Annotated in this window: 27 protein-coding genes; 2 read left to right on the plus strand and 25 right to left on the minus strand. The window is 40.3% G+C overall.

Annotated elements, in window-relative coordinates:
• Window positions 1-72: 72 nt before the first annotated feature.
• The 23 genes from ACTH6U_RS08660 to hypF all read right to left on the minus strand — a co-directional run bounded on the left by ACTH6U_RS08660 (window position 73) and on the right by hypF (window position 22,400).
• Entirely contained in the window at window positions 73-537 is a 465-nt protein-coding gene (locus ACTH6U_RS08660; protein ID WP_434719929.1) for a RidA family protein, read from the minus strand.
• 9 nt (window positions 538-546) lie between these two features.
• Window positions 547-1,707 (minus strand): M20 family metallopeptidase, encoded by a 1,161-nt coding sequence (locus ACTH6U_RS08665; RefSeq protein WP_441832019.1) that lies wholly within the window; start codon window positions 1,705-1,707, stop codon window positions 547-549.
• A gap of 15 nt (window positions 1,708-1,722) precedes the next feature.
• Window positions 1,723-2,790: an alanine racemase gene (locus ACTH6U_RS08670; protein WP_441832020.1), complete on the minus strand. Its 1,068-nt coding sequence runs from the start codon at window positions 2,788-2,790 to the stop codon at window positions 1,723-1,725.
• 11 nt (window positions 2,791-2,801) lie between these two features.
• Window positions 2,802-3,461, minus strand: a complete 660-nt coding sequence (locus ACTH6U_RS08675; RefSeq protein WP_294106707.1) for a helix-turn-helix transcriptional regulator — start codon at window positions 3,459-3,461, stop codon at window positions 2,802-2,804.
• Between the two features lie 542 nt (window positions 3,462-4,003).
• Entirely contained in the window at window positions 4,004-4,303 is a 300-nt protein-coding gene (locus ACTH6U_RS08680; protein ID WP_294106705.1) for an HdeA/HdeB family chaperone, read from the minus strand.
• 182 nt (window positions 4,304-4,485) lie between these two features.
• On the minus strand, window positions 4,486-4,707 hold the full coding sequence (locus ACTH6U_RS08685) for a HEAT repeat domain-containing protein (protein ID WP_294106703.1): 222 nt from the start codon (window positions 4,705-4,707) through the stop codon (window positions 4,486-4,488).
• A gap of 206 nt (window positions 4,708-4,913) precedes the next feature.
• Complete coding sequence (locus ACTH6U_RS08690) at window positions 4,914-5,504, minus strand: ATP-binding cassette domain-containing protein (RefSeq protein WP_441832046.1); 591 nt, start codon at window positions 5,502-5,504, stop codon at window positions 4,914-4,916.
• A 14-nt stretch (window positions 5,505-5,518) separates the two neighbouring features.
• Window positions 5,519-6,295 (minus strand): ATP-binding cassette domain-containing protein, encoded by a 777-nt coding sequence (locus ACTH6U_RS08695; protein WP_294106701.1) that lies wholly within the window; start codon window positions 6,293-6,295, stop codon window positions 5,519-5,521.
• Entirely contained in the window at window positions 6,289-7,101 is an 813-nt protein-coding gene (locus tag ACTH6U_RS08700; RefSeq protein ID WP_336430380.1) for an ABC transporter permease, read from the minus strand. The genes ACTH6U_RS08695 and ACTH6U_RS08700 overlap by 7 nt, the downstream gene beginning before the upstream one ends.
• On the minus strand, window positions 7,098-8,066 hold the full coding sequence (locus ACTH6U_RS08705; RefSeq protein WP_336430376.1) for an ABC transporter permease: 969 nt from the start codon (window positions 8,064-8,066) through the stop codon (window positions 7,098-7,100). Before ACTH6U_RS08705 ends, ACTH6U_RS08700 begins: the two co-directional genes overlap by 4 nt.
• The gene (locus tag ACTH6U_RS08710; RefSeq protein WP_441832021.1) at window positions 8,066-9,652 is read right to left on the minus strand and encodes an ABC transporter substrate-binding protein; all 1,587 of its coding nucleotides are present in this window, start codon (window positions 9,650-9,652) and stop codon (window positions 8,066-8,068) included. Before ACTH6U_RS08710 ends, ACTH6U_RS08705 begins: the two co-directional genes overlap by 1 nt.
• 39 nt (window positions 9,653-9,691) lie before the next feature.
• Window positions 9,692-10,717, minus strand: coding sequence for a hydrogenase expression/formation protein HypE (gene hypE, locus ACTH6U_RS08715; protein ID WP_441832047.1), 1,026 nt, complete (start codon window positions 10,715-10,717; stop codon window positions 9,692-9,694).
• 11 nt (window positions 10,718-10,728) lie between these two features.
• Window positions 10,729-11,844 carry a hydrogenase formation protein HypD gene (gene hypD, locus ACTH6U_RS08720; RefSeq protein WP_294106697.1) on the minus strand — a complete coding sequence of 372 codons (1,116 nt, stop codon included), beginning with the start codon at window positions 11,842-11,844 and terminating at the stop codon, window positions 10,729-10,731.
• Window positions 11,828-12,124: a hydrogenase maturation factor HybG gene (hybG, locus tag ACTH6U_RS08725; protein WP_336430538.1), complete on the minus strand. Its 297-nt coding sequence runs from the start codon at window positions 12,122-12,124 to the stop codon at window positions 11,828-11,830. The genes hypD and hybG overlap by 17 nt, the downstream gene beginning before the upstream one ends.
• The gene (hypB, locus tag ACTH6U_RS08730) at window positions 12,115-13,197 is read right to left on the minus strand and encodes a hydrogenase nickel incorporation protein HypB (RefSeq protein ID WP_441832022.1); all 1,083 of its coding nucleotides are present in this window, start codon (window positions 13,195-13,197) and stop codon (window positions 12,115-12,117) included. The genes hybG and hypB overlap by 10 nt, the downstream gene beginning before the upstream one ends.
• A gap of 126 nt (window positions 13,198-13,323) precedes the next feature.
• On the minus strand, window positions 13,324-13,665 hold the full coding sequence (hypA, locus tag ACTH6U_RS08735; RefSeq protein ID WP_294106693.1) for a hydrogenase maturation nickel metallochaperone HypA: 342 nt from the start codon (window positions 13,663-13,665) through the stop codon (window positions 13,324-13,326).
• Window positions 13,658-14,164 carry a hydrogenase-2 assembly chaperone gene (gene hybE, locus ACTH6U_RS08740; RefSeq protein ID WP_336430372.1) on the minus strand — a complete coding sequence of 169 codons (507 nt, stop codon included), beginning with the start codon at window positions 14,162-14,164 and terminating at the stop codon, window positions 13,658-13,660. Before hybE ends, hypA begins: the two co-directional genes overlap by 8 nt.
• Window positions 14,157-14,651: a HyaD/HybD family hydrogenase maturation endopeptidase gene (locus ACTH6U_RS08745; protein WP_336430369.1), complete on the minus strand. Its 495-nt coding sequence runs from the start codon at window positions 14,649-14,651 to the stop codon at window positions 14,157-14,159. The genes hybE and ACTH6U_RS08745 overlap by 8 nt, the downstream gene beginning before the upstream one ends.
• Window positions 14,651-16,354, minus strand: coding sequence for a hydrogenase 2 large subunit (gene hybC / locus ACTH6U_RS08750; protein WP_294106689.1), 1,704 nt, complete (start codon window positions 16,352-16,354; stop codon window positions 14,651-14,653). The genes ACTH6U_RS08745 and hybC overlap by 1 nt, the downstream gene beginning before the upstream one ends.
• Complete coding sequence (hybB, locus tag ACTH6U_RS08755) at window positions 16,351-17,538, minus strand: Ni/Fe-hydrogenase cytochrome b subunit (protein ID WP_441832023.1); 1,188 nt, start codon at window positions 17,536-17,538, stop codon at window positions 16,351-16,353. Before hybB ends, hybC begins: the two co-directional genes overlap by 4 nt.
• Window positions 17,522-18,511: a hydrogenase 2 operon protein HybA gene (gene hybA / locus ACTH6U_RS08760; RefSeq protein ID WP_294106686.1), complete on the minus strand. Its 990-nt coding sequence runs from the start codon at window positions 18,509-18,511 to the stop codon at window positions 17,522-17,524. Before hybA ends, hybB begins: the two co-directional genes overlap by 17 nt.
• A 2-nt stretch (window positions 18,512-18,513) precedes the next feature.
• A complete protein-coding gene (gene hybO / locus ACTH6U_RS08765) occupies window positions 18,514-19,632 on the minus strand; it encodes a hydrogenase 2 small subunit (RefSeq protein WP_294106684.1) in 1,119 nt (372 codons plus the stop codon).
• 488 nt (window positions 19,633-20,120) lie between these two features.
• Entirely contained in the window at window positions 20,121-22,400 is a 2,280-nt protein-coding gene (hypF, locus tag ACTH6U_RS08770; RefSeq protein ID WP_441832024.1) for a carbamoyltransferase HypF, read from the minus strand.
• Between the two features lie 214 nt (window positions 22,401-22,614).
• Between hypF and ACTH6U_RS08775 the strand changes: the two genes are divergently transcribed.
• Together ACTH6U_RS08775 and ACTH6U_RS08780 are read left to right on the plus strand one after the other, a co-directional pair.
• Window positions 22,615-22,776, plus strand: coding sequence for a hypothetical protein (locus ACTH6U_RS08775; protein WP_441832025.1), 162 nt, complete (start codon window positions 22,615-22,617; stop codon window positions 22,774-22,776).
• Window positions 22,777-22,866: 90 nt separating this feature from the next.
• Window positions 22,867-23,094 (plus strand): substrate-binding domain-containing protein, encoded by a 228-nt coding sequence (locus ACTH6U_RS08780; protein WP_441832048.1) that lies wholly within the window; start codon window positions 22,867-22,869, stop codon window positions 23,092-23,094.
• Between the two features lie 144 nt (window positions 23,095-23,238).
• Here ACTH6U_RS08780 and ACTH6U_RS08785 read toward each other — a convergent pair whose 3' ends face one another.
• Together ACTH6U_RS08785 and ACTH6U_RS08790 are read right to left on the minus strand one after the other, a co-directional pair.
• Window positions 23,239-23,784, minus strand: a complete 546-nt coding sequence (locus ACTH6U_RS08785; RefSeq protein ID WP_336430359.1) for a fimbrial protein — start codon at window positions 23,782-23,784, stop codon at window positions 23,239-23,241.
• Window positions 23,785-23,801: 17 nt separating this feature from the next.
• Window positions 23,802-24,836, minus strand: coding sequence for a fimbrial protein (locus ACTH6U_RS08790; protein WP_441832026.1), 1,035 nt, complete (start codon window positions 24,834-24,836; stop codon window positions 23,802-23,804).
• Window positions 24,837-24,844 lie beyond the last annotated feature (8 nt).

The following is a 24,844-nucleotide window of genomic DNA, read 5'->3' on the forward strand; positions in this document are numbered from 1 at the left end:
TTAAGACGTAATCGGACCCTGCGGAATTTAATAACATTCCGCAGATTTATATTTTTAATATATTTTCTTTTATTATTCAGGTTTAATTTTTATTATGAGTTCAATTTCAACTGGTGTATCAAAAGGTAACGTATTGGTTCCTATTGCTGAACGCGCATGCTTTCCTTTTTCACCTAATATTTCGATTAAAAAATCAGATGCTCCATTCATCACATAGGGTTGATCTTTAAATTCAGTCGTACTTTGAACAAAGCCAAGTAACTTAATACATTCATCAATTCTATCTAAATCACCTAAATAATCTTTCAGTGAGGAGAATATATTAATAATGCATTGTTTGGCGGCTTCATGCCCTTGTTCTAGTGTGAGCTCTTTTCCTAACGAACCTTTATAAATTAAATTCCCATTTTTTTTACAATCGTGGCCTGATGTATAAATTAAATCACCACATTGTTTAATTGAAACATAAGAAAACTTAGGTTTCCCTGGCATTGCTAATATAATCCCTTTTTCTTTTAATTTTTGTTCAATAATCATTAACACATCCTATTTATTTAATATATCTTTTGCTAAGTCATAATATATTTCAGCTGCAAGATATAACTCTTTAATTTCAACAAATTCATCTTTAATATGAGCCTGAGCCAAACCACCCGGCCCCATAATCAATGTTGGGATATTACTCGTTACCGAAAAAAATGGTGCTTCACAAGTAGCTTCAAATATTTGTGGTTGCGCATCTCGTTTTGTAAATCGACTTACTGCATCAAGGGCTAATACTGTTAATTCATGATCTTTTGAAATATCAGATGCAGGTATAAATAAATAATTATCGAGTTCGTATTCAATTAATTCTTGCTCATTATAATCAGCAATTGCTTGGTGAATTTTTTGTTCTATTTCCTGCTGATTTTCGCCAGGTATTAACCTCCTATCAATCTCTATATCGCAATGTTGTGGAACAATATTTGGAGCAGTTCCCCCTTTAATTGTAGTAATAATCATTGAAGCATTACCTAATAATGGATGTTCAATCTCTTCAACTAAATAGCGATGATGTTCCAATGCTGGTAATATTTTAGCCATTTTAGCAATGGCGCTATCTGGATAACGTGTTTTAGCTGCATGCCCTGCAGTACCTTTTGTACTTAAGTTATAACGACTGACACCTTTATGAGCAATACACACATCGAGTGAGGTTGGCTCACCAATTATTGCATAGTCGGCTGTAATTCCATCTTTAATATAGTGCAGCATGCCGAGATTAATTCGTTCTTCATCAACATTAAAAATTAATGTTAACTCACCCGAAAATTGATCTTTATTACGCGTTAATAACGTAGCAGCATACATCATTGCTGCTACCCCTGACTTCATATCAGCAGCTCCACGACCAAACACTTTGCCGTCTTTAATTACGGGGTCAAACGGCTCACTACTCCAGCCACAACCACAAGGAACTACATCAATATGGCCATTAAATAAAAGATGCTTTCCTTTACCTGTTCCCTTTAAATGCGCAATAACATTCGGTCGACCTGGTGCAACCTCTTGGAGTTCAACCTCTATATTTTCCCGCTTAAAGTGAGTATAAATAAACTCAGCAACTTGTTGTTCTTCACCTGGTGGGTTTTCAGATTTGTTTCTAATTAAAGCACAAAGAAGCTCTAGCAACTCATTTTGTTGCTTATTGTTTAATTGATACATTTTACTCTCCGATAATTAATATCGTGCGTTTGGTATTATAATATGATCTAATTCGTTATTATTTAATGCATAAATTTTATTAGTTAAATTTGGAATTACACAGCTATGATTTGGAATAATATTTAATATATCACCAATTTTTAATTCTATTGTCTCTGGATCGTAACGAAGATATCCATGCTCTTCATTAAGCTTAACAAGCTTAATATTAGGTTCCTCAACAATGTAGCCATATCCAGCTTCAGCAGATTGATCTGATGTTAATGTTTTCGTTCCTGCATCTACTGTTGCATATCCTTTAATAGGAATACTCACAACTGATGTTCTAATCGTTAAAGCACAATCTTTGGGAGTATAAATACCCGCATATATTGCATTCATATCACCAAAAATAAAATTACCTGCTCGAGACTCAGTTATGCCTTTTAATTCTTCAGCATAAAAAGATGATAATGTTGAACCTCCAGATGTTCTTTGTATATCAATACCTATTGCTCTCAGTCTTTGTGCACATAATAATAATAAATCAGCTTCTGCTTTAGCGGCTTTACGTATTTCTGGTTCTGTTGTATATTGATAAATTGTACCTGCATAAGTAAATACACCAATAATATTCAAGCCCGTATATTTTTTAATTTTTAATGCAAAATTCTCTAAATCTTCCAGCTGAATACCTTCACGATGCGCACCGTAGTCAATGGCAATATAAATATCAATAATAAGGTTTTCGTTCGTTGCAGCGTTAGATAGTTGTTCCGCTCCTTGTAAGCTATCAACTATTGTTCTTATATTGGCTAATTTAGCTAACTGTACAAATTGCTGGCATTTTTCTACTCCGACCATTGGATACGCCAAAAGAATATTATTAATTCCCCCTTTAGCCATTACAGTCGCTTCCTGTAATGTGGCACAAGTAATGCCTTTTGCGCCACATTCAATTTCAAACTTTGCTAATTCAATAGATTTATGTGTTTTAACATGAGGCCAATGTTCAATACCTTGTAGTGTTAATTTATTTGTCATTCCTCGGACATTTTTTTCTAGTTGCTGTAAATCTAAAGCAACATAAGGTGTTATTGGCATAAATTCCTCTTTTATTCATTATCATTGTCTTCCCCCTTTAATTCAGCTAAATATGTGTAAAGGGTATATTTAGATATATTCAAAAATTCACAAATTTTCTCACCCGATTTTTTTATTAAAAAAGCACCTCTGATATCAAAAAATTTAATAGCATCCATTTTATCTTTTTTAGTCATGTTAATGACGGGAACTTTTATCACTTGAATACATTCTTGAATAAGATGATCCAAAATTTCATTTACATCAGTTACGAAAACTTCTTTTACTGTGTCTTGCTCAATGCTATTTCGCTGAGTAATCCCTTGAATTGCCTTTTCAGCAGCAATAAACTCAGAAATATCTTGATTAATACATAAAGCACCTACTACTTTTCCTTCATCGTTACGCAAGTAAATCGATGTTGAGCGTAACATTTTGCCATCTTTAGTTTGGGTAAAATAATTATATTTATCCCCATCAACATCAGTACCACGTAAAACTTCAAGACCTAAATTACTGCTAGGATCACCCACTTTACGTTTTGTCACATGGCCATTAATAATGGCAACAATACTACTTTCGAGCCCTTTACTGTGGTCATGCAACACCACCTCACAACTCTCACCAAATTGGCCTGCAACACCTTTCATTACAGCCAAAAACATTTCAAAATTGTCCTGAATAATCTTCATATGATACCAAACTTTTTTTTAGACTAACTGAATATTAGTTAGATTATTATAGGAGCTCAATCAAGACTTGACCATTTTGTGATCTATATCTTAATTATAGCTAACAAAAATTCTGCCTTACTTAAAAACAATGAAATCTAGCATTTTCAGTATAAATGCTAATTATATGATGATGAAAGAGTTTTTAAGGAAATTACTTTATTGTGAAATTAAAGAAGCGAATAGTTAATAACCAAACTTTTTGTTAGCTAACGCCTGAGCATATAGAATTTGAACTAAAGGATTAAAACTGTTTTTTCACTATTTTGAAAAAGCAGCTAAAAGTACATTGATTGGAAAGGATAAAGATTTTGAGGAAGAACAAAAAATATAGCAAACTAACTGGAAAAATTTAAGTTACAGACTCTCAAGAGCCAATAAAGTAAAACAAAAATTCTTATCATAAATAATCAGTCTTTGTATTATGCCCTACTATCTAGTGTTTGCTTTTGTACTAAACAAAAGCAAACATCTATTAAATTTACTTTAAAAATAATGCTTACTTATTTTTTTGACGCTAAATAATCTTGTAATGTGCCTTCAGGCTTTTTCTTACAGAATGCCACAATCTGAGGGGCTTCTGTGATACTTTGTTCAGTTAATGCGACATAATCACCGCCTTTAAACTGCGTTTCCTGATTAGTGACCCAGAGTGCTACAGGTGCCCAACTTTGTGGGTTCAAATTAATAAATTCCTGACAGGTCATCTTTTCAGGTGTGACACTACTCGTGTCAGCGGCCATAGCACTAAAAGAGAATGCTGCGGTCGCAGCCAAAATACTAGAAATAAAAATTTTCTTCATTGAAAACCTCTTGTGTGAATCAATAATAAATAATTATCTGGCTGTTTATTTTTATCACAATATTATTAAGTTTAATATACTCTTTTTTTGATGATTAAAATAAAGCAAAACAGTTTAACTCACTTTAAGATATTCAAATAAAGTCATTAACTCCCAATAATAAAAAACAATTTAAATAGGTATTATTTTTTAATAAAATACGATGATAGTTTACTTAATGATTTAATTGAAGATACAGCTACTTCTCTGTTCGGATCTTTACATAATTCAATCAATCGACTCACTGCATCTTGTTGCTCTAGCGTTGCCTCATAATCACCTAACGCTGATATTGCTTCGATCTTCACATCGTCATTACCCCGAAATGTCAATTCAAGTAGCGTTTTAATTATTTCTTCTTGCATATAATCACTTATTAATATCAATCTAGTAAAGACACAATATTATATTATATTAAGGGTAACATTTATGTATATTATGATATATAAACAGGGTGTTTATAATTAACTTACACTTAAAAGGTCTAACATTTGAAACATTCACCACACCTGATTATTTTAAGTGCATACTTAGTTTGGGTATAGAATAATGTTACAACCCTTTGATTACTCTAATTAGTTGTTATTACTGACGTACAGACTTTTTCGAGTAAAGCTTTATTGTGGCTAAAAATAATCATCGCAAGGGGTCGCTCTTGGGATAATTTAATTAATTGCTGCCAAATATCCTGCTGCAAGTGTGAATCTAATTGCGCAGTCACTTCATCGGCAATTAATATTTTAGTTCGCGGATCAAGTGCTCTTAATAGCGCAATACGTGCGAGTTCACCACCAGAAAGCTCATTAGGACGTCTTTCTAGCCATTCAGATTTAATTGAAAATAATGCAAGCCATTGTGCATCGGGTTTCCATGCATCATGTAAACTATCGCCGACTTTACGGTAAGGATTAAAGCTCTTCTCAGGATGCTGGGGAACCAGCTGTATCGGACAATAGCCATGCTGAGCTAATGGTTTACCTTCAAATAGAATAGTTCCTTGGGAAAGCGGTTGCCATTGCGCTAGAACACGCCCTAATGTGGTTTTACCAAATCCACTAGGGGCAGAAATACCGAGCCGCTCATTATTCGATAATGAAATACAAAGGTTATCCCAAAGCCGGTGACCACCTTGTTCAATACATAAATCCTGAACCTCTAGCATGTTATTCATTTTCATTATTTCATTGCCATAAACTGATGTTCAGGCAATGCATTCCATAGAGATTGCAGCCATTTTCCCCCACCGCCTTGCTTTAATTTTTGACTACTTAAAATATCTTCTAAGGTGCCATTGCGTAGCAAAGCAATGCGATCCGCAAAACGAACAGCCATGGCTAAGTCGTGAGTAACCCACAAAATACCTCGTCCTTCACGGCACAGTGATTTCATATTTTCCAGAAGCAAAATAGCATGTTCATCATCTAACCAAGACGATATTTCATCCGCTAAAATATATTGTGCTTTTGATAATGTGGCACTAGATGCCAAAACACGCTTCGCCATCCCTCCAGATAATTTACTTGGATAGCTATTCACTAAATTTGCTTGCAAATTATACTGTTGCAAGTGCTGAGCCACATCGTGCATTTTGATATGTTGTCCACTGAGCACTGCTGCACGCTCTAATTGAGGACCTATAGGGATGAGTGGATTTAATGCACTGACACCTTGCGGCACATAACACAAGGAGTTACCTCGATATAGTGGTTTCGTTTTTTCTGTTAATGCATTGCCATTCAACTCGATATTTCCATGACAACGCATATTATCAGGCAGTAATCCTAAAGCACTTTGTAAGAGGATACTTTTACCTTCGCCACTCCCTCCCACCAGCGCCACCATTTCACCGGGTAAGACATCCAATGAGATATCATTCAATAGAGGAGACCAACGCTTTTTGCTGAACCAGCCAAATTGTGCGACATCAACAGTCACATTATCAAACCTCAACATGCTCCCCCCCTTAACCACAGTTGTTGGGATGCCTTTGCAAACTGATCGAATAACAGCACTAAACCTATCAAAGCTAAACCGGGGAAGACCACCAGCCACCATGCGCCAGTGCTGAGATAACGTAGTGCATCTGACAACAAAATACCTAACGAAGGCTCATGGGGCGATAAACCGAATCCAAGGAAACTTAAAGCGGCACTATGCAATACTGCATGTGGAAACATTAATAACGTTCCTACCATCCATTGAGGCAAAATAGTGGGTAAGTAATGGTATCGGCAACGGTAAAAAGCACTATTTCCAATCCGTTTTGATAACATAATGTAGTCTGTTTGCTGCACACGAAGTAATTCCGAACGCAAAATTAACGTCAGTTTTGGCCAATGAGTCAATGCTACAGCCCAAATCACGCCTACTTTCCCGCCACCTAAAGTGAAGCAAATTAAAACTAATAACAATAAATGTGGTAAAGCGAGCAAAGCATCAATAACCCCACGTACGAGGTAATCAGTGGTTTTATTTAATGATGATAGCGCAGCCATGACGAGTGCGATAAAACCACTGGAGATTGCGGCAGTTAACCCTATTTGTAAACTGGTTGCCAGTCCTTGAAAAGTTCTATCAAATAAATCGCGCCCTAAATTATCAGTACCAAAAAAGTGCGCAAAAGAAGGCGCTTGCCGACGGTCGAGTAAATTCATTTCAATATCAGTGTGTAACAAATTGAATGCATACAACGCCAATATGACAAGCAGCAACAGTGAAATAAATAATCGAATTAACGCGCGATTAGGATTATAGGTCATGATGCTCGGATCACTCCCTTATTCACTTTCCTCAAAATGATATCGGCGGCAGTATTACTGAAAAAAATCACCGCAGCGCAGAGTAAAACGATCCCCATTAAAAGTGGGATATCGCCTCGTAATCCCGCATCAATTGTGGCTTGCCCTAAACCGGGATAAGCAAATACTTTTTCAGCCAAAAGCGCCCCGCTGAGTAATTCCCCTACTGAGGCAAATTGTAAACAAATAGCAGGAGTAATTGCATGTTTTAAAACATGAAAACGCATCATTGCCCAGCCTTTATCTCCCTGAGCTTGTGCATAATGAATAAATTCACTGTTCATCACATCAGCAATTTTTGCACGTGTATGCAATGCAATCGTTCCCACCCCTAGCATCCCTAAAGCTATAACGGGTAAAACAAGGTGATGCAGTTTCTGGGAAAAAGTTGCGGTTTGCTCATCCAAACCTATCGGCCAAGCGCAGCAAATGGGCGCCCACTGTAATGACACAGCAAACAGGGATAGGAGCAGTAAACCAATCCAAAAAACAGGGATAGAAGCTAATAAATAGCAAAATAGTGAAATGAGTTTATCTGGCCAGCGATTTAAATGACGTCCGGCGATCACCCCTAACCCGAACCCCACTACGCCTGAAAATACCCATGCGCAGAACAATAATGTTAATGATGGCACTAACCTGTCGGAGATTACCTGTATAACAGGGGTGTTATACAGCATGGAGTATCCCATATCCCCTTGTAATATTTGCGAAAACCAACGCCAGAACTGCATCCACAATGGCTGATCAAGCCCCCAGCGAGCCGCAATCAGCGGATATTGCTCTGGGGGAACATGCATTAAATCATTACCAATATAGGCTTTGATCGGATCGATTGGCGAATAACTCAGCAGGATAAAAATACCTGCCGCAGTTACCGTCAATAAACAGATAAATCGAAAAAAAAGCCCAATTGCTGACCGCATTACTGACAGGTCCAAGCCCATTCATCAACATTATTTAATACAGACCAAGAACCGTGAATTTCCGGTGCACTCTTGCCAAGTTCAACACAATTATTCTGTAAATAAATATGCTGAACATTCATGAGCCAAGCCCATGCCGCATCACCTTGAATACCCGTACCGGTTTTACCGTCCCAATCTACTTTTTGCCACAAAGGTATCGCTGCGGTTTGGTCTGGTTGACGAAGCGCTTCTTCGATTAACTCATCGACAGCTGGATTTTTATAATAGCCTGCATTGTAGAAACCTACACCCGCCGCTTTACTGCTGTAGTTATGGACTAATTCCATTGGATCAAGGCTGCCCCAACCAAACAATGTTGGATTTGAATGCATATAGCGCTCTACCGTTTCCCAACTACCTGATTTTAAATCCATCTCAATACCGATAGGTTTTAAACTAGCGCGAATAGCTTGAGCTAAATCTCGACGTGTGGTGTCACCGCTGGCATACCATAGGGTCAGTTTTGCCACTTTGCCGTTTTTCTCTCTCAGGCCATCTTTATTCATTTTCCAGCCAGCGTCTTCCAAAATTGCTTTGGCTTTTTCAAGATCACCATCTTTAAAGCTCGATTGAGGGTTATTCCATGGAAGCCCCTCAACCCCAGTATAAGCAGGAATAGCAAAGCCTTCTAATACTGATTTAGCTAATAGCTTACGGTCAAGTGCATAGTTAATTGCCTTACGAATCGCGACATCTGAAGTAATATCGTTACCGATAGCGTTACCTTGTGCATCTTTTTCCCCCGCAGGCGGAATTGGGAAAGAAATCCCCCGATTTTCAACACTGTAGCGCTCTGTTAGCTTCATATTAGCAACTTGACCTACACTGGTTGCTGCCACAGCAGGAATACGCACGATATCTAGTTGACCGCTAAGTGCCGCAGAAAATGCGGCGTCTTCATCAAGAAAAACAAATACCATTTTGTCGAAACTATTTTTTGGCCCTGCATAATACGGGTTACGTTCTACAATTAACTGTTGGCCTGGTTGAAATGCGACTAAGCGATAAGGTCCCGCACCGATAGGATTGTGCGCATAGGTTTTTGCATCGTATTTATCAGCTGAAACAATACCTAACGAACCCAATACATTGATAAAGGTACTTTGTGGGGATGATAGAGTCATTTTTACCGTAAGAGGATCAATTACTTCCGCTTTTGCGAAATTACCCATATCCACTTTACCGCCACTTGCTGCCGCATTGTTGTAAGTAAAAACAACATCTTTTGCGCCAAGCGGCGAACCATCAGAGAATTTTAAGCCGTCTTTTAAGGTTAAAATCCACTCTTTACCATCATCATTATGTTTATAGCTTTCTAGCATATAGCTATGCCAAGACAAATCTGCATTTTGCTTTAATAGCGGACTATGAAGAAGTAAATAACTGCCATGACTCCAGCCCAACATTGGGTCAAAACCTTCTGTCGGTTCTGCGCCTATCGCTAAGCGTAAGGTTTGGCTATTTTGTAGATCGGCAGCCTGAGCTTGTAATGAAAGTCCTAAAAAGCAGGCCGCCTGCATCGCAACAATCAGTTTTTTTATCATAAATCCTTCTATAGTCCGTTTTAGTGCTTGTTTGAGTATCTAGCAAATACGAGGTAATGGTTCGCTATGCGGTAAATCCAACAGTCTTGATGCCCCAAAGATACCCACTAATTTGACTTGTTTGTTCTCAGTGACGCTGCCAATAACCGCTGCATTTACGCCAAGCGGATGTTGCTGTAATGCGGCTAACACTTGTTTTTCAACTTCAGGTTTCACCACAATCACTAATTTGCCTTCATTCGCAAAATTAAGCGGTTCTAAACCTAATAATTCGCATACACCACGAACCGCAGAAGAAACGGGTAAATCCGCTTCTGTTATCGAGATACCGCAACCACTAGCATCAGCAAATTCATGTAAAATTGCGGTAACACCGCCACGCGTTGCATCCCGTAACGCCTTCACGCCCTCAATAGCACGCAGAGGTTCAATTAACGGAGTCAATACGGCACAATCGCTACTGAGTTCAGCTTCAAGTCCCAATTGTTCCCGTAGATTCAAAATGGTTGCCCCGTGATCCCCTAAAGTCCCACTGACAATCACACTATCTCCCGGCTGAATTTGCTGCGTGCCCCACTGAATATTTGTCGGGATCACACCGATCCCTGCGGTATTGATAAAAACTTTATCTGCTGCGCCGCGTTGAACCACTTTTGTATCGCCAGTGACAATTTCAACGCCAGCTGCTGCTGCCGTTGCCGCCATTGATTCCACAATGGTATGCAAATCAGATAACGGAAATCCCTCTTCTAAAATAAAGCCACAAGAGAGGTATTTAGGGATAGCACCACTGACCGCGACGTCATTCACCGTACCGCATACAGCTAATTTACCAATATTTCCACCCGGGAAAAAAATAGGATCAATAACATAACTGTCAGTGCTAAATGCGAGGCGATCGCCAAGGGCACTTAATTCAGGTAGAGATAAACGCGCCTGATCTTCCCGCTCATTCAAAGCACGGTTAGCGAAAGCCTGTAAAAATAGTTGTTCAATTAATTGCTGCATCGCCTGACCACCGCTTCCATGAGCCATGGTCACTACATCATTGGCAGTAAAGTTCATTTTATGGTTCATTATTGTGGCTCCCGACGATATTGATAATACGCCGCACAAGCACCTTCAGAAGAGACCATTAAGGCGCCGAATGCAGTCTGTGGCGTACAGCGTTTACCAAATAAAGCACAATCGATAGGTTTACATCGCCCAGTTAATACATCACCACAACGCGCTTGTGGATCATCAGCGACTTGGTACGGCTGAACGTGAAAACGACTCTCTGCATCAAAAGATTGATAATCCGCGGTTAATTGCACACCGGAACCGGCGATTTCGCCCAACCCACGCCATTCGCTGGATGCTTTCAATTCAAAAACATCGGCCAAAGCTTCCAATGCAAGGTGATTACCGTCTTCAGTCACAATACGTTTATATTGATTTTCAACCACACATCGACCATCTGCAATTTGATCCACCAACATGGCAAGAGCTTGCAAGATATCTAACGGCTCGAAACCTGTCACCACTAGTGGTTTATGAAACTCTTCGGTAATAAACGCATAAGGATGCGAGCCAATTACCATGCTGACGTGCCCCGGCGCCAGAAAACCATCAATACGCACATCTGGCTGCTCTAACAAACTACGAAGGGTGGGAATAATAGTAATATGTTGGCAAAATACGGAGAAATTTTTGAGGTTACGACGGCGAGCTTGCTGCAATGTAAGTGCCGTACTCGGCATTGTGGTTTCAAAACCGAGTCCAAAGAAAACCACTTCTCGATTAGGATTTTTTTCCGCAAGAGATAGCGCATCTAGTGGAGAATAGACAATTCGGACATCAGCCCCTAGACGTTTAGCATCCAATAATGAGCCATTTTTTCCGGGAACACGCATCGCATCCCCATAGGTACAAAAGATGACTTCAGGGTGCTTAGCAATATCGATACAACCATCAATACGCCCCATCGGCAGTACACAGACCGGACAGCCCGGTCCATGCACAAATTCAATCTCAGGGGGTAATAGTTGGTCAATGCCAAATTTAAAAATGGCATGGGTATGACCGCCACACACTTCCATTAGCTGTAATGGGCGTTGTTTCGCACGTGGTATTTGTGCAACACGCTGATTGATATGATTCAGTAGTACTTTAGCTAAGGCCGGATCACGAAACTCATCGACATACTGCATCTGCGGCTCCAGCGTTTAGCCCACTAAAATCATCGACTTCATGCTCTAACTGACTCATGGCCCTTAAGGCATCTAGTGTGGATTGCGCTTCTTCTTCATTGATCACGCTCATCGCAAACCCTACATGCACCAATACCCACTGCCCCAATAAATCAGCAGTATCACCCTCGCAGATTAACCCGATATTCACTTCACGTTTAACACCACAAACGTCAACTTGTGCCAATTGATGAATATCTTCACCTACTGCAACAACTTTTCCTGGAATACCTAAGCACATAGCTGTTGCTCCAACCAAGCCAGCCATGCATCCATGCCTTCTCCCGTTGTGGCTGAGAGTTTGATCACTTGAATATCAGGGTTTACTCGTTTTGCATTAGCGATACAAGCATCAACATCAAAATGCAGGTAAGGCAGTAAATCGATTTTATTTAAAATCATGATATTTGCGGCAGCGAACATATGCGGATATTTAAGCGGCTTATCTTCCCCTTCAGTGACAGATAACACAGCAACTTTATGACGTTCACCTAAGTCGAAACTGGCAGGACAAACTAAATTACCCACATTTTCAATAAATAAAAGACTGTTATCTTCTAGATTTAAACGAGCCGCCGCATCGTGCACCATTTGTGCGTCTAAATGGCAACCTTTACCGGTATTGACTTGGATAGCGGGCACACCCGTTTCACGAATACGCTGCGCATCATTAGTGGTTTGTTGGTCTCCCTCAACAACCGCACAATTGATTTTGTCACGTAAACGTAACAGCGTTTCAGTTAGCAAGGTAGTTTTCCCTGAACCGGGACTCGAAACTAGATTTAGCGCTAAAATATTTTTTTCGACGAATGCTTCACGATTATGCTCTGCAAGGTGGTTATTTTTGCCTAACACATCCATTTCAATTTGCAGCATGCGTTTTTGGCTCATACCAGGGGCATGAGTTCCGGCTTCACCGTGACCATAATCGAGATCATGATGTTCACCTGCGGGTATAAATGTTTTTTCTACATTTTCATAAACATGTTTATGTTTGTGCTTATGTTTTTGTTTCTTAACCTTCTCATCAATTGAAGTCGGTTCATACTGATGATAATGGTTATGGACATCACCTTGATGATAATAGTGGTGATGAATAATCACGGTTTGACCCTCTTTTTCATGGTCATGGTCGTGATTATGGTTTTCATGATTATGGTCATGATGATCGTGATGGTGGTGGTCATGGCTATGTTCATGATGATCATGGTCATGACTGTGTTCGTGATGATCGTGGTGGTGATCGTGATGATGATTATGCTCATCACCTTCTATTCGACGCTCGCCTGTTGCACATCCACAAGTACTGCACATAAGATTCGCTCCCAACTACGTTTTCTAAAATTAGAGTAGTCCAATATCAAAAAAAAGGGTTGATTAACCTCAAAATTAGGCTAGATAGTTTCACTAAGATAAACCTGAAATACCATTGGCGTTGAACTACTCCACTTCGAGCTCTTTGATTTTTAAACTGTCTCCACCTTCCACTTTAAGGTTTAGACCTTGGCATTTAGGACAAACAGAATGGTGCTCACTAACTTCAACACTTTCACAGCAATCCCAACACCAAGCTTGCGCGGGTCGATAAATAATATGTAACTGACTTCCCTGTGCAACCGTACCGCGACACGCGATATCAAAACAGAAACGAAACGAACTTTCTTCGACACAAGAAAGCGTTCCAATTTCTAGCCACACCCCCGTGACCTTGCTCACGCCATGTTGTTTGGCTTGTTGCTCAATAATCTCAAGGGTGCTTTGGCACAGAGAAACTTCATGCATCACTATTTCTCATATGGCGGGTAAATAAGTCTCTACGTGCTGGTGAGGTTGGTATATTGGAGTCAACTATCGGTAATGACAGCAAGATACGGCGACAATCATCCACAAGATGAAGCCCTTGCTCTGCACTTAAAGTTCTATCCAACGGTGACATCAATGAACAAGCAAGGTATTGCGTGAGGCCTTCTAATTCCCCCACCGTATAGGTCATTTCTCCATAGGGTAGTATTAACCCTAATTTTTCACCTATAGCACGGTGAGGCCAATATTGGTTTGGCCCCGGCAAAATCATAGCACTAAGCATCCAAGGGGTTATGACAACGCCAACCCATTGATTTTCAAATAAAGCAAATTCACTCGCATAGATCCCCATTGTAGGATGAAGAAATGAAAGATCATGCATAGACTGCTTCGAGACTCGCTCAAATGCTGCTTGAACGAGTTCCTGAGGGTTATTTTCATAACCCTTGATTTCATTACTGCTAATTTCATCAGGCATGTAAACGCTCTTCTTTCGCTACAATGTCTAGACCTTCACTGCGTAGTATCTCAATCACTTTCTGTAATGCAGGTTCCAGCGCAGCTTGACCAATTGCAGTCAAACCAATACGTGGCTCCAACGAGTCAGGCACAATGCCGACTAACGATAATTTTTGTGGGAATTCATCAGTGAGATGTAATGCGGATAACACATCAGATAAACCAAGCTGATGAGGCGAAATCTTACGGGTAAAGAGTGCGGGAACTTCGGCGTCCCGCAACACTAAAATACTGCCGGGTTTCTGACTAGACAGCACCACATCGGCGATGATCAGATGGTCACGATCAGCCATGGGCCCAATGAGCTCCATGCCTGCCGTTCCGCCATCTAAAACTTCAACACATTCAGGTAAATGGTAACGCTGCTCAAGTGCTTCAACGATCCGAACACCGATCCCTTCATCACTGAGCAAAATGTTACCCACACCAAGGACTAAAATACGCATTACAGCACCTTAACCTTAGTCACTTCAGACCCTTCAGTATCGACAATATGTACAGCACAAGACATACATGGGTCGAATGAATGGATAGTTCTCACCACTTCAAGTGGTTTTGATGGATCAGCAATCGGTGTACCGACTAGCGCTTGTTCATAAGGACCCGGTTCATCATTAAAATTACGAGGGCCAGAATTCCATGTTGAAGGAACAACTGCTTGGTAGTTCTCAATAACACCGTCTTTAATCACCACCCAATGAGACAACAAGCCGCGCGGAACTTCACCAAAACCGACGCCTTTAATAGTCATATTTTCAGGGAAAACAGGCTTAACGAAAGTCGTGAAATCACCTTTACCAATATTATCCACCAGCGCTTGCCACTGAATTGATAACGTATCGTTTAAAACGCAACAACGCACACTACGACCAATAATACGGCCAAGGGTTGAATGAAGTTGGTCGATTTCAATGCTATTGCCCGTGAGCGTTTTATACAGATTAACCACATCATTAAAATGTTTTTCTGTCGGCTCATGCTTCGCTGCCAATTTACATAACAGGTCGGCTAATGGCCCCACTTCTACCGTTTTATCATAAAATGTCGGCGCTTTTACCCACGAGTATTTACCGTCTTCATCCCATCCGGTGTAATCTGGATTAGTCTTTCCTTCCCACGGTGCTAACGGCTCATCTTCTTTATACCAAGCGTGCTTACCACTTTCTTTAATACCGTTAATCAGATACTCATCCATGTGGCTAGTAATCGGACGATAAGTACTAAAATCACTATTTTCTAAATAGCCACCCGGTAATAAGAAGCTACCATTTTTACCATCCATCGGTAATTCAGGCATACACATGTAGTTTTTCGCGCCTTGTCCGACTTCAAGCCATTCAGGATAACCCGATGCAATTACCGCAGCGTCAATCTTATAAACTTGCTCGATGAAATCGCCTAAACGGTCAATAAAGGATTTCACATACATCAAACGCTCAAGGTTTAATACCCCAATACCATCAAGATTGATTGGGTTCGCCACCCCACCTACCGCCAAGTTTTGAATGTGTGGCGTTTTTCCACCTAACAATGCAACGATACGGTTTGCATCGCGTTGGCATTCTAAAGCTTGTAAATAGTGAGCTACAGCGATTAAATTCACTTCCGGTGATAGTTTCATCGCTGGGTGTCCCCAGTAACCGTTGGCAAAAATACCTAATTGGCCACTTGCGACTAAGCTTTTGATCTTTTCTTGTACACGCGTGAATTCTTCAGGGCTATTAAGCGACCAAGTTGATACACCTTTTAATATATCCGCCGCTTTATTAGGGTCGGCTTTAAGCGCCGATGTAATATCCACCCAATCTAACGCTGATAATTGATAGAAATGTACAATATGATCTTGAATCGTATGTGCCGCTAGGATCATGTTACGGATATACTGCGCATTCACAGGCACATCAAGATTAAGTGCGTTTTCAATGGTACGCACTGAAACAATACCGTGCACCGTGGTACACACGCCACAAATGCGCTGCATAATCATCCAAGCATCGCGAGGATCTTTCCCTTTAACGATCTCTTCCATTCCGCGCCACATGGTGCCAGAAGCCCAAGCTTTGGTGACTTTTCCATCTTCAATTTCGCAATCAATGCGTAAGTGACCTTCGATACGAGTGACCGGATCAATTGTTATACGTTGGCTCATGCTTTACCTCGGGCCTGAGAAGGATTCAAATTAGATTTTTTTAATGCAGGGATAATTGGTAATAGACGTATTAGCAAGATATAGGCGCATATCTCGATAGCCACAAAACCAATTGAAATTAATAGTTCCGCTGCGGTTGGAAAGTACTCATAACCGCCACCTGGGTTGAATGCCACTAATGAATAGCTCATTCGCCACATTGCCGCACCGACCATCATGCTAAGACCGCTGATATACAGCCATCTGGAATCATTACGTAATGCAGGTAAACGGAAAATAATTAACGGAAAGACCAGCAATGCGATTTCAATCCAAAACATCATTGAATAAAAATCAAATGCCATAATGTAATGAATTTTTTGGTGATAAATCAGCTCGCCAAAACGACAAGCCAAAAACAGCACCAAAAACACTTGAAGGATCCGCGTTAAGCGGACAAACAATGGACGCTCATCAGCCCCTTGCCCTTTCAGTGCAGCTTGCATCAAAGAACCTTCAAAAATAAGTATTGAGAAGCCCATGATGAACGCAGTCAACAATGACAATAGCGGCAACATTTCATAACTTTGCCAAATAGGATGAACTTTATAACCTGCCGCAATCATTAATGAACCCATCGAGGATTGGTGCATCATCGGTAGCAAAGCACCAAACGCAATAATAATAAACATCACTTTATTGAGGCGTTTTAATGATACTTTCCAACCAAATCGTTCACACAGTGCAGGCGCAAATTCCAATGCCATGATACCGATGTAAATAGTCATACATACCGCAGTTTCAAATAGCACTGAATTAGTATTAAAGAATCCCGGAATATAAAAATAAGGTAGATTCCAATAACGACCAACGTCAATCGCAATCGACAAGCCACCAAGGGAGTAACCAAATAAACTAGCCAGTAATGCGGGGCGCACTAGCGGGTGATATTCACCTTTGTTGCACACATACACCGCCCAAGCTAACGCCCAACCGCCACAGGCAAAACCAGTTCCGATCAACAAGTCAAACGCAATCCAGATCCCCCAAGGGTATCCACCGTTCAAATCTGACACAGAGCCCAGACCAAAAACCAGCCGTTTAATGATGAAAAAGACACACAATAAAATAAATGGCCCAAAGACAATCACAGGCCAACTGACTAAACGCCCGCCAAGAGGCTGTTCTTTATGATGCGTCGTCATGATGATCGTCCTCTTCATTATCTTTTTTCTTAGTATTGCGATGCACCAAGAAACTTAAACCGGCTAATGCTGCCAATGGCAGAACCATCCCTTTGTACAACGTATGTTGGACATGCTCAGACCGTGCCCCTGTGGATAATTGCTCCAACTCAGGCAATCCAAGATGTTGATATGGCACGCCAGATAACACCATAACTTGTGTACCGCCCGCTTCATATTCACCATAAATATGAGATTCATATTTAGGCACAGCCATGACATTCGGATCATTACTATTAAGCGTTTGGCGTGGATAGCCATATTGCTCACCCGCTTTTAGCGTCAAACGTTTTTGCGCCTCAGCGAGAAGTTCTTCGCGAGTACCAAAAATTACCGCGCCAGTTGGACAAACTTCAACACAGCCCGGCAAACCGCCTTTATCTAAACGTTCTACACCTTTTTGGTTACACAATTCACATTTGTGAATAGCACCAAATTTATCGTCATAAGCATATTTTGGAATATTGAACGGACAGCCCACCATGCAGTAGCGGCAACCCGTACAAATACTGGCATCATAATGAACAATACCGGTTTTAGGATCTTTTTTGAGCGCTGAAACTGGACAGACAGAAACACAGTTAGGGTCAACGCAATGCATACATTGTTTTTTAATGTAGGCATATCCGTCTTTTTCCTGATCTTTATTAACCCCTGTTCCACTGCTCCATACCTGAATAATATTATTGGTATAAGGTGTTAATTTATCATTGTTAGACCACGTTTTTTCCCCAACAGGGTTCGGTACAGGATTGTTAATTTCCTGACATTTAGTCACGCAAGCCTGACAACCGACACACAAAGTCGAGTCGTATAACATACCGAGGGAATTAGGTATTGGTGGCCTGTTTTCTGCTCCAGCGCAATAGGCTGAAGTGCTGCCAGCCAACAACGCTCCCCCTGCCGATATTTTAAGGAAATTTCGTCTATTCACGGTTATTCCCCCCGTGAGTCTGTATCGTTATGACGTTTTTGACGCCCTAATTCACGTACAGCCATCACACTAACACCCGCAACTAATCCTACAACACCGCCAATTAAGCCCACTGCGGTCGCTGACACATTGCCACCTTCACGAATATTCACATCGGGTTTATCAACACGCGGGGTTGGGTTTTCAACATTGGCAAGCTGGTGAATCGCTTTATGGAAACCGACATTTTCCTCATTACAGCCGTAACATGGATGCCCAATTGCTACTGGCCAAACACCACCAACATCGCAAAATTGCAAGGTTGAACAATTACCGTAAGTTTCGGGTCCTTTACAACCTAAGTGATACAAACACCAGCCTTCACGGTGCCCATCATCACCAAATTCTTTAGCAAAACGGCCTGCATCAAAGTGTGGACGGCGCTCACAATGCTCATGAATCAAACGTCCATAGGCAAACATTGGACGATTTTTACTATCCAATTTTGGCGGACGATTATAGGTAATCAAATGCGCGACGGTGGCGAGGAAATTATGTGGATTCGGTGGGCATCCAGGAATGTTAATCACAGTTTTATCTTTTAATACTTCACTTAAACCTACCGCACCGGTTGGATTACTACCTGCGGCAGCAACGCCGCCCCATGAAGCACAAGAACCAATTGCAATAATTGCACCTGCATGTTCTGCGACTTCACGAATATGCTCAACAATTGGCTTACCTGCTACCATACAATAAATACCGTTATCTTTTAATGGGATAGAACCATCAACAACCAGTACGTATTTACCTTTGTATTTCTCAACTGCGTTATGTTTATTTTGTTCAACTTGCTCACCAAAAGCCGCCGATAATACCTCATGGTATTCAAGCGAAATGGTATCAAGAATTAAATTTTCGAGAGTTGGGTGAGTTGCACATAATAATGATTCTGTACAGCCAGTACATTCTTGAGCACCAATCCAAATAACCGGTGGACGCTCAGGATTACCCACTGATTCAGCGATTTGGGCAGCAGCCTTGCTACTTAATCCCATTGTTGCTGCTAGCGCTGTACATAATTTCATAAAATCACGGCGATTAATGCCATGAGGAGAAAAAATAGAGTTATCTCCAGCCATTCTTTTTTCCTATTATAGGTAACTTATTCGACATTGCCTGATGTATAAATATAAGAAGAGATCCTAGTCCTCTCTATTATTAATCACTTGATCTTTATCAACAGGAAATAAGATAGGCGTTATTTTTTATATGTTTTGCTAATAAAATCGATTCAGCATCAATGTACTATCTAATAGATATTAAATTAACAAAATAGAATTTATTATTCAGTATTGGGTTATTCATCGCAAAAATAAATCATTATAAATGCTTACTTATCAATTAAATAAATTAACTCGATCAATTTTGAAATTATAATTAAGCTAAATTAGCGTATTAATTAACCTGCAACCTTTAATTCAATAAATACAAAGTAAATAAGAATCAATATCAAAAAAAAATGAAACAAGAGTTATTCATTTGATTATTATCACTCCATCTTGTCTATACATATAAATGCGATTTTTTAATCCACTAATTTACGCTAATATTAGTTATATTCATTCCTCTATTTATTTTTTAATATTGCCGCCGCAATTGCAACCTGTCCTAATGCTAATCCACCATCTCCCATTGGTAATTGACGCGCATACATCACTTCCAGTGGCTGAAGTTTTTCAATTAATAAATTTCTGAATAATTGATTATGCATTACGCCTCCAGATAGAACGACACGTTTAGTACCATGCTGATGAGCAGCTTGTTTCGCCAAACTTGCAAAACCTTCAGCTAATCCCACATGAAATGCATGCGCTTTGTCTATCGCAGGCGCTTGATAATTAATCCACTGATGCCAAAATGTTGCTAAATCAAGATATTGACCGATTAAAGGCAAAGTCACTGGGTGATGATTCCGTTGGCAATGAGAAGCCAATGCTTCAAGTTGGCAAGCTGCCTCCCCCTCCCAACTGATTTCTTTGGTACAAATACCTAATGTTGCCGCAACAGCATCAAATAACCGTCCCGCTGACGATGCAGTCGGTGCATTGATTCCACGCTCAATAGCTTTTTGTAATGCGACCCATGGGTGAGGCGATAACACAGTAGCAATATTTTCATTTTGCCAGTCAGGAACAAAACGCTGTAAATGTGCCAATAAATTACGCCAAGGCTGACGAGATGCCAGAGAACCACCGGGCATAGCGACTGGCGGTAAGCCACCTAGCCATTGACTACTTTTATAATCAACCAACAAACATTCACCACCCCAGAGGCGATTATCATCGCCATAACCTAATCCATCTAAGGCTAAACCGATAACAGGCTTTTCATCTAAGGGAATACCATGTTCAACCATAGCCGCCGCGATATGGGCATGATGATGTTGTACTTGAATAAACGGTATTTGAAGCTGTTCGGATAGCTGTTTTGCGTACCGATGACTAACATAATTCGGGTGCATATCACCAACAATTATTGACGGCGTAAAGCGATAAATTGATTCAAATAATTTTATTGTTCGCTGGTATTGTTGATAAATATCGATATCATCCAAATCACCGAAGTGTTGACTCAGCACTGCACTTTTATCTCGTAACAAGCAAAAAGTATTTTTGAGATCAGCTCCTAATCCTAGTATTGAAGGCGAATGTTCAAAACCTGCGGGTAAATCAATCGCATCTGGCACATAGCCCCGCGCGCGGCGCATCATTTCAGCCTGTCCATCATGATAGCGAACCAGTGAATCATCAGCACGCTGCACAATGTCACGATTATGCATTAGCCACACATCCGCAATATTGACTAAATCTGCTAATGCCTCTTCATTGGTTAATACCGGTGGTTTTCCCGATGCATTTCCTGAAGTCATAACAAGTGGGCGATCTACTGCTGCCATCAATAAATGTTGTAGTGGGTTCGCGGGCAACATAATGCCAAGCTCTTGCAGCCCGGGTGCAATATCATCATTCAAAACACCTTCAAAACGATGTTTAATCAAAACAATTGGCGATGCCGCACTTTGCAATAGAGCGCGTAACCCATCACTAACATCAATACCTTGTTCTGCCAACCATGCCAATGATGGGATCATCACGGCAAATGGCTTCGTTGGCCGATGTTTACGCAAACGTAATTGTTTTATCGCCAGATCATTCGTGGCATCACAAGCTAGATGAAAGCCACCCAGTCCTTTTATTGCAGCAATATTCCCTTGCAACAACTGTGCTGCTGCCTGCTCTAATGCATTATTTTTAATAGCGAGAATATGGCCTGTTTTATCACAAAGCTGAATTTCAGGACCACAAACAGGGCAGGCATTTGGTTGTGCATGAAAGCGCCTGTCAGCAGGTGATTCATACTCTTGTAAACACTCAGGGCACAGAGGAAAATCAGCCATGGCGGTATTGGGCCTATCATAAGGCATCTGACGGATAATAGTAAAACGAGGGCCACAATGAGTACAATTGGTAAATGGATAACCAAATCGGCGGTTTTCAGACTCAAATAATTCACGTCGACAAGACTCGCAAGTAGCCGCATCGGGGATCACTTGCGTATCCATTCGACCCGCGCCGCTATGTCGAATCGAAAATTTGTCAGGGAGTTCAGTCCATTCAAAAGGTTGCGGTTGAATACTTTCAATATGAGCTAAAGGTGGGCAATATTGATATAGCAATTGCGTAAACTCGGCAATATCAGCACTAGCAAGCAACCGCACCAGCACGCCTTCCCCATCATTGCATACATCCCCATTGAGATGACACTGATGCGCAAGCTGCCACACATAAGGCCGAAACCCAACCCCCTGTACTTTGCCTTTAATCCTAATTTGTATCCCGTTTTTCACTCATGCACCCTCTTAATACCTAAGTTATTATTTTAGGCGCTAATCAAAGGTATTACCCGCTATCGAGATCAAAAAAGGGGGAGATAGGTAGTAAAGTTCAGAAAAGACTCAGCAAATAAATATTGAGGTGATAAAACCTATTTTATAATTCAATATCATATATTCAGCCCCATAGTGTTATATAATATTTTATACGACACTATGGGATATTCTAATGAAAACAAATTTTAAACAAACAACACAAAACTTATTGGCACTATTACTGCTTTCTTGTGCTATATCCGCACATGCTGACCGCGAATTTACCGACCAATTAGGTCGCCAAATCACTGTGCTAGACATCCTAATATTGCCGACAACATACGCCATAGAATAAGGCATTTAGTCGGTGGTCACGGCAATGATAATATCAAAATACCCGTAGGTAATATGGCATCTAAATGGATTGTAACGACTGGTAAAGCAGATATTTGGCTATCAACATTATAAAAAGCGGATTGAACAAGAACAAGGTTTGTCGGTAATCGATATACCTGCTGATTTTAATGTTACCGCCATTTATACGATGGCATTATTAAATAAATCAGCCAATGCACTTATGGCATACCTAACCCAACCCGTAGCAGAAAATATATTTTTGGCGCATGGATTTATGGGGCTAACTACTCAAATTTTCGATAAAAATAAAAATTAATAAACTTATTATCGGTGTAAGTACGACTTACAGAAATAGCTTCATGCTTTATATTTTTATTAATAACTTTATTATTATCAATCTTTATCTTACCCATAGCATAATAATGTATATCAATTCTCTACCGTTGAGATTGATTTAGTATCATTCATAGGTAAATGTAAAATCTACCTTACCATTAGCACTACCCTCAGTAACAAACTCATTGCTGTAACGTATATAACGAGCAAAAAAAGGAAAAAGATAAGTTTCATCCTTTTCTACATACGTTGTCATGAGTACTTTCTGCCCAATAATCACTGGATTTTCATTTTGATCCAGAATCTGAATTCCCGCACCTTTTGATACCGATGCATCTTGTGTCAACATCAAAATATCATTATTCCCAATAACGACTTGCCCATCAAAACGGATAGATACATTTAGGTTTGGATCACAATCTTTTAGTTCAATGGAAAAAGGAACTGGTGCTGTTGTACTACCAGTATATGGAAAAACCAGACGACTGTTATACTGTTCACCTTCACCTGTCAGTGCAATTTTATTTGTATAACTACTTATTTTGCAGGTTCCTTCTTTAATATTACCTTGTAAATTAATCCTAACTGAACTATCGGCACTCACTGGGTTGTTTACCAGAGAAGCCGTGAATATTATAAAAAATAATGTAGATAACTTTTTATTATTCATCCTCTTCTCCTACTGTTTTATTGATATGAAAACGTCAGCGTGACAGAGGCATTTACATCACCCGGCGCCACCGTCTCATCCGTCTTCAAATATTTAAATTGTAAAGCGATTGGCACTGCTTGATTATCAGCCGTCGTTACCTGCCCAACTGGAAACTGGTTTAGAGTTCCTTTATCTGCGCTTTTGGGACCTAAAGACTGACGTTGATTATTATAAAAAACCTGATAGGCCACACCTTTTGCTGTGGTCGTTGCAGTAGGAGATGATAATGAAATAACGTTACTTTCATTGGCGGTATTATTATTATCGCTGATAGTAACAAACGGGATAACATCTTTATCGCAGCTTAAATTTAACGTTGCTGTATTACCAGGTTCAATGTTTTGTCCAATCGCCAGTCCGGAAAAATCTTGACGAGTTAATGTCCCCATCTGTAGTGTCTGATCACCCGTCTGTATACGACAGGAGCGGGCATTAATGGTCATTACCACCGCAGCAGTACGAATAGTTGCCGTTTCTATCAGGGTTTTATTATTATAACATTTCACTTTGGCTATATCCTGCGCCGGTAGTGTAAATTTACCTGCATTGAGTACTCCTGGAAGCCGAATATAAGCAAGTCGGATATTAGCCCCTGGTTGTGGGTAACTAGGAAGGCCGCCAGGGAAAGGGAATACTTGCGTTTCCCCAGATGCCAAAAGCGGTGTCCAACTTCCGGATGCTCCGCCATCTTTCCCCCCCATAATCCAGCCAATTCCGGTCTGAGTCGTATTAAAAACATCATATGATACCGATTCAAAAATAGTGTTATATCCACTAGCTGCCTGAACTGCAGATATTGTCTCTAAATCTATTCCAGGACCGTATGAACAAAACATAGACTGATTTTTTTGTATATCCCACCTTCCTGTGAGTGAACCTCCGATATTTACTGAGTTCTCGGGTGCAGAGTAAACAATCGGTTGAATATCAAGCAATAAATCATAAGCTGCGGCTAAAGACACGGAGGAATAGCACATAGATATAAACAGAACTGAGATATTCGTTTTCATTATTTTCT

Origin of the sequence: Providencia sp. (assembly GCF_052096715.1) — a bacterium.
Taxonomy (GTDB): domain Bacteria; phylum Pseudomonadota; class Gammaproteobacteria; order Enterobacterales; family Enterobacteriaceae; genus Providencia.

What these genes read in the sequence shown, in the direction of transcription:
- ACTH6U_RS08660 (WP_434719929.1), bottom strand. Translation starts at nt 537, where the DNA reads ATGATTATTGAACAAAAATTAAAAGAAAAAGGGATTATATTAGCAATG.
- ACTH6U_RS08665 (WP_441832019.1), bottom strand. Translation starts at nt 1,707, where the DNA reads ATGTATCAATTAAACAATAAGCAACAAAATGAGTTGCTAGAGCTTCTT.
- ACTH6U_RS08670 (WP_441832020.1), bottom strand. Translation starts at nt 2,790, where the DNA reads ATGCCAATAACACCTTATGTTGCTTTAGATTTACAGCAACTAGAAAAA.
- ACTH6U_RS08675 (WP_294106707.1), bottom strand. Translation starts at nt 3,461, where the DNA reads ATGAAGATTATTCAGGACAATTTTGAAATGTTTTTGGCTGTAATGAAA.
- ACTH6U_RS08680 (WP_294106705.1), bottom strand. Translation starts at nt 4,303, where the DNA reads ATGAAGAAAATTTTTATTTCTAGTATTTTGGCTGCGACCGCAGCATTC.
- ACTH6U_RS08685 (WP_294106703.1), bottom strand. Translation starts at nt 4,707, where the DNA reads ATGCAAGAAGAAATAATTAAAACGCTACTTGAATTGACATTTCGGGGT.
- ACTH6U_RS08690 (WP_441832046.1), bottom strand. Translation starts at nt 5,504, where the DNA reads ATGCTAGAGGTTCAGGATTTATGTATTGAACAAGGTGGTCACCGGCTT.
- ACTH6U_RS08695 (WP_294106701.1), bottom strand. Translation starts at nt 6,295, where the DNA reads ATGTTGAGGTTTGATAATGTGACTGTTGATGTCGCACAATTTGGCTGG.
- ACTH6U_RS08700 (WP_336430380.1), bottom strand. Translation starts at nt 7,101, where the DNA reads ATGACCTATAATCCTAATCGCGCGTTAATTCGATTATTTATTTCACTG.
- ACTH6U_RS08705 (WP_336430376.1), bottom strand. Translation starts at nt 8,066, where the DNA reads ATGCGGTCAGCAATTGGGCTTTTTTTTCGATTTATCTGTTTATTGACG.
- ACTH6U_RS08710 (WP_441832021.1), bottom strand. Translation starts at nt 9,652, where the DNA reads ATGATAAAAAAACTGATTGTTGCGATGCAGGCGGCCTGCTTTTTAGGA.
- hypE (WP_441832047.1), bottom strand. Translation starts at nt 10,717, where the DNA reads ATGAACTTTACTGCCAATGATGTAGTGACCATGGCTCATGGAAGCGGT.
- hypD (WP_294106697.1), bottom strand. Translation starts at nt 11,844, where the DNA reads ATGCAGTATGTCGATGAGTTTCGTGATCCGGCCTTAGCTAAAGTACTA.
- hybG (WP_336430538.1), bottom strand. Translation starts at nt 12,124, where the DNA reads ATGTGCTTAGGTATTCCAGGAAAAGTTGTTGCAGTAGGTGAAGATATT.
- hypB (WP_441832022.1), bottom strand. Translation starts at nt 13,197, where the DNA reads ATGTGCAGTACTTGTGGATGTGCAACAGGCGAGCGTCGAATAGAAGGT.
- hypA (WP_294106693.1), bottom strand. Translation starts at nt 13,665, where the DNA reads ATGCATGAAGTTTCTCTGTGCCAAAGCACCCTTGAGATTATTGAGCAA.
- hybE (WP_336430372.1), bottom strand. Translation starts at nt 14,164, where the DNA reads ATGCCTGATGAAATTAGCAGTAATGAAATCAAGGGTTATGAAAATAAC.
- ACTH6U_RS08745 (WP_336430369.1), bottom strand. Translation starts at nt 14,651, where the DNA reads ATGCGTATTTTAGTCCTTGGTGTGGGTAACATTTTGCTCAGTGATGAA.
- hybC (WP_294106689.1), bottom strand. Translation starts at nt 16,354, where the DNA reads ATGAGCCAACGTATAACAATTGATCCGGTCACTCGTATCGAAGGTCAC.
- hybB (WP_441832023.1), bottom strand. Translation starts at nt 17,538, where the DNA reads ATGACGACGCATCATAAAGAACAGCCTCTTGGCGGGCGTTTAGTCAGT.
- hybO (WP_294106684.1), bottom strand. Translation starts at nt 19,632, where the DNA reads ATGGCTGGAGATAACTCTATTTTTTCTCCTCATGGCATTAATCGCCGT.
- ACTH6U_RS08775 (WP_441832025.1), top strand. Translation starts at nt 22,615, where the DNA reads ATGAAAACAAATTTTAAACAAACAACACAAAACTTATTGGCACTATTA.
- ACTH6U_RS08785 (WP_336430359.1), bottom strand. Translation starts at nt 23,784, where the DNA reads ATGAATAATAAAAAGTTATCTACATTATTTTTTATAATATTCACGGCT.
- ACTH6U_RS08790 (WP_441832026.1), bottom strand. Translation starts at nt 24,836, where the DNA reads ATGAAAACGAATATCTCAGTTCTGTTTATATCTATGTGCTATTCCTCC.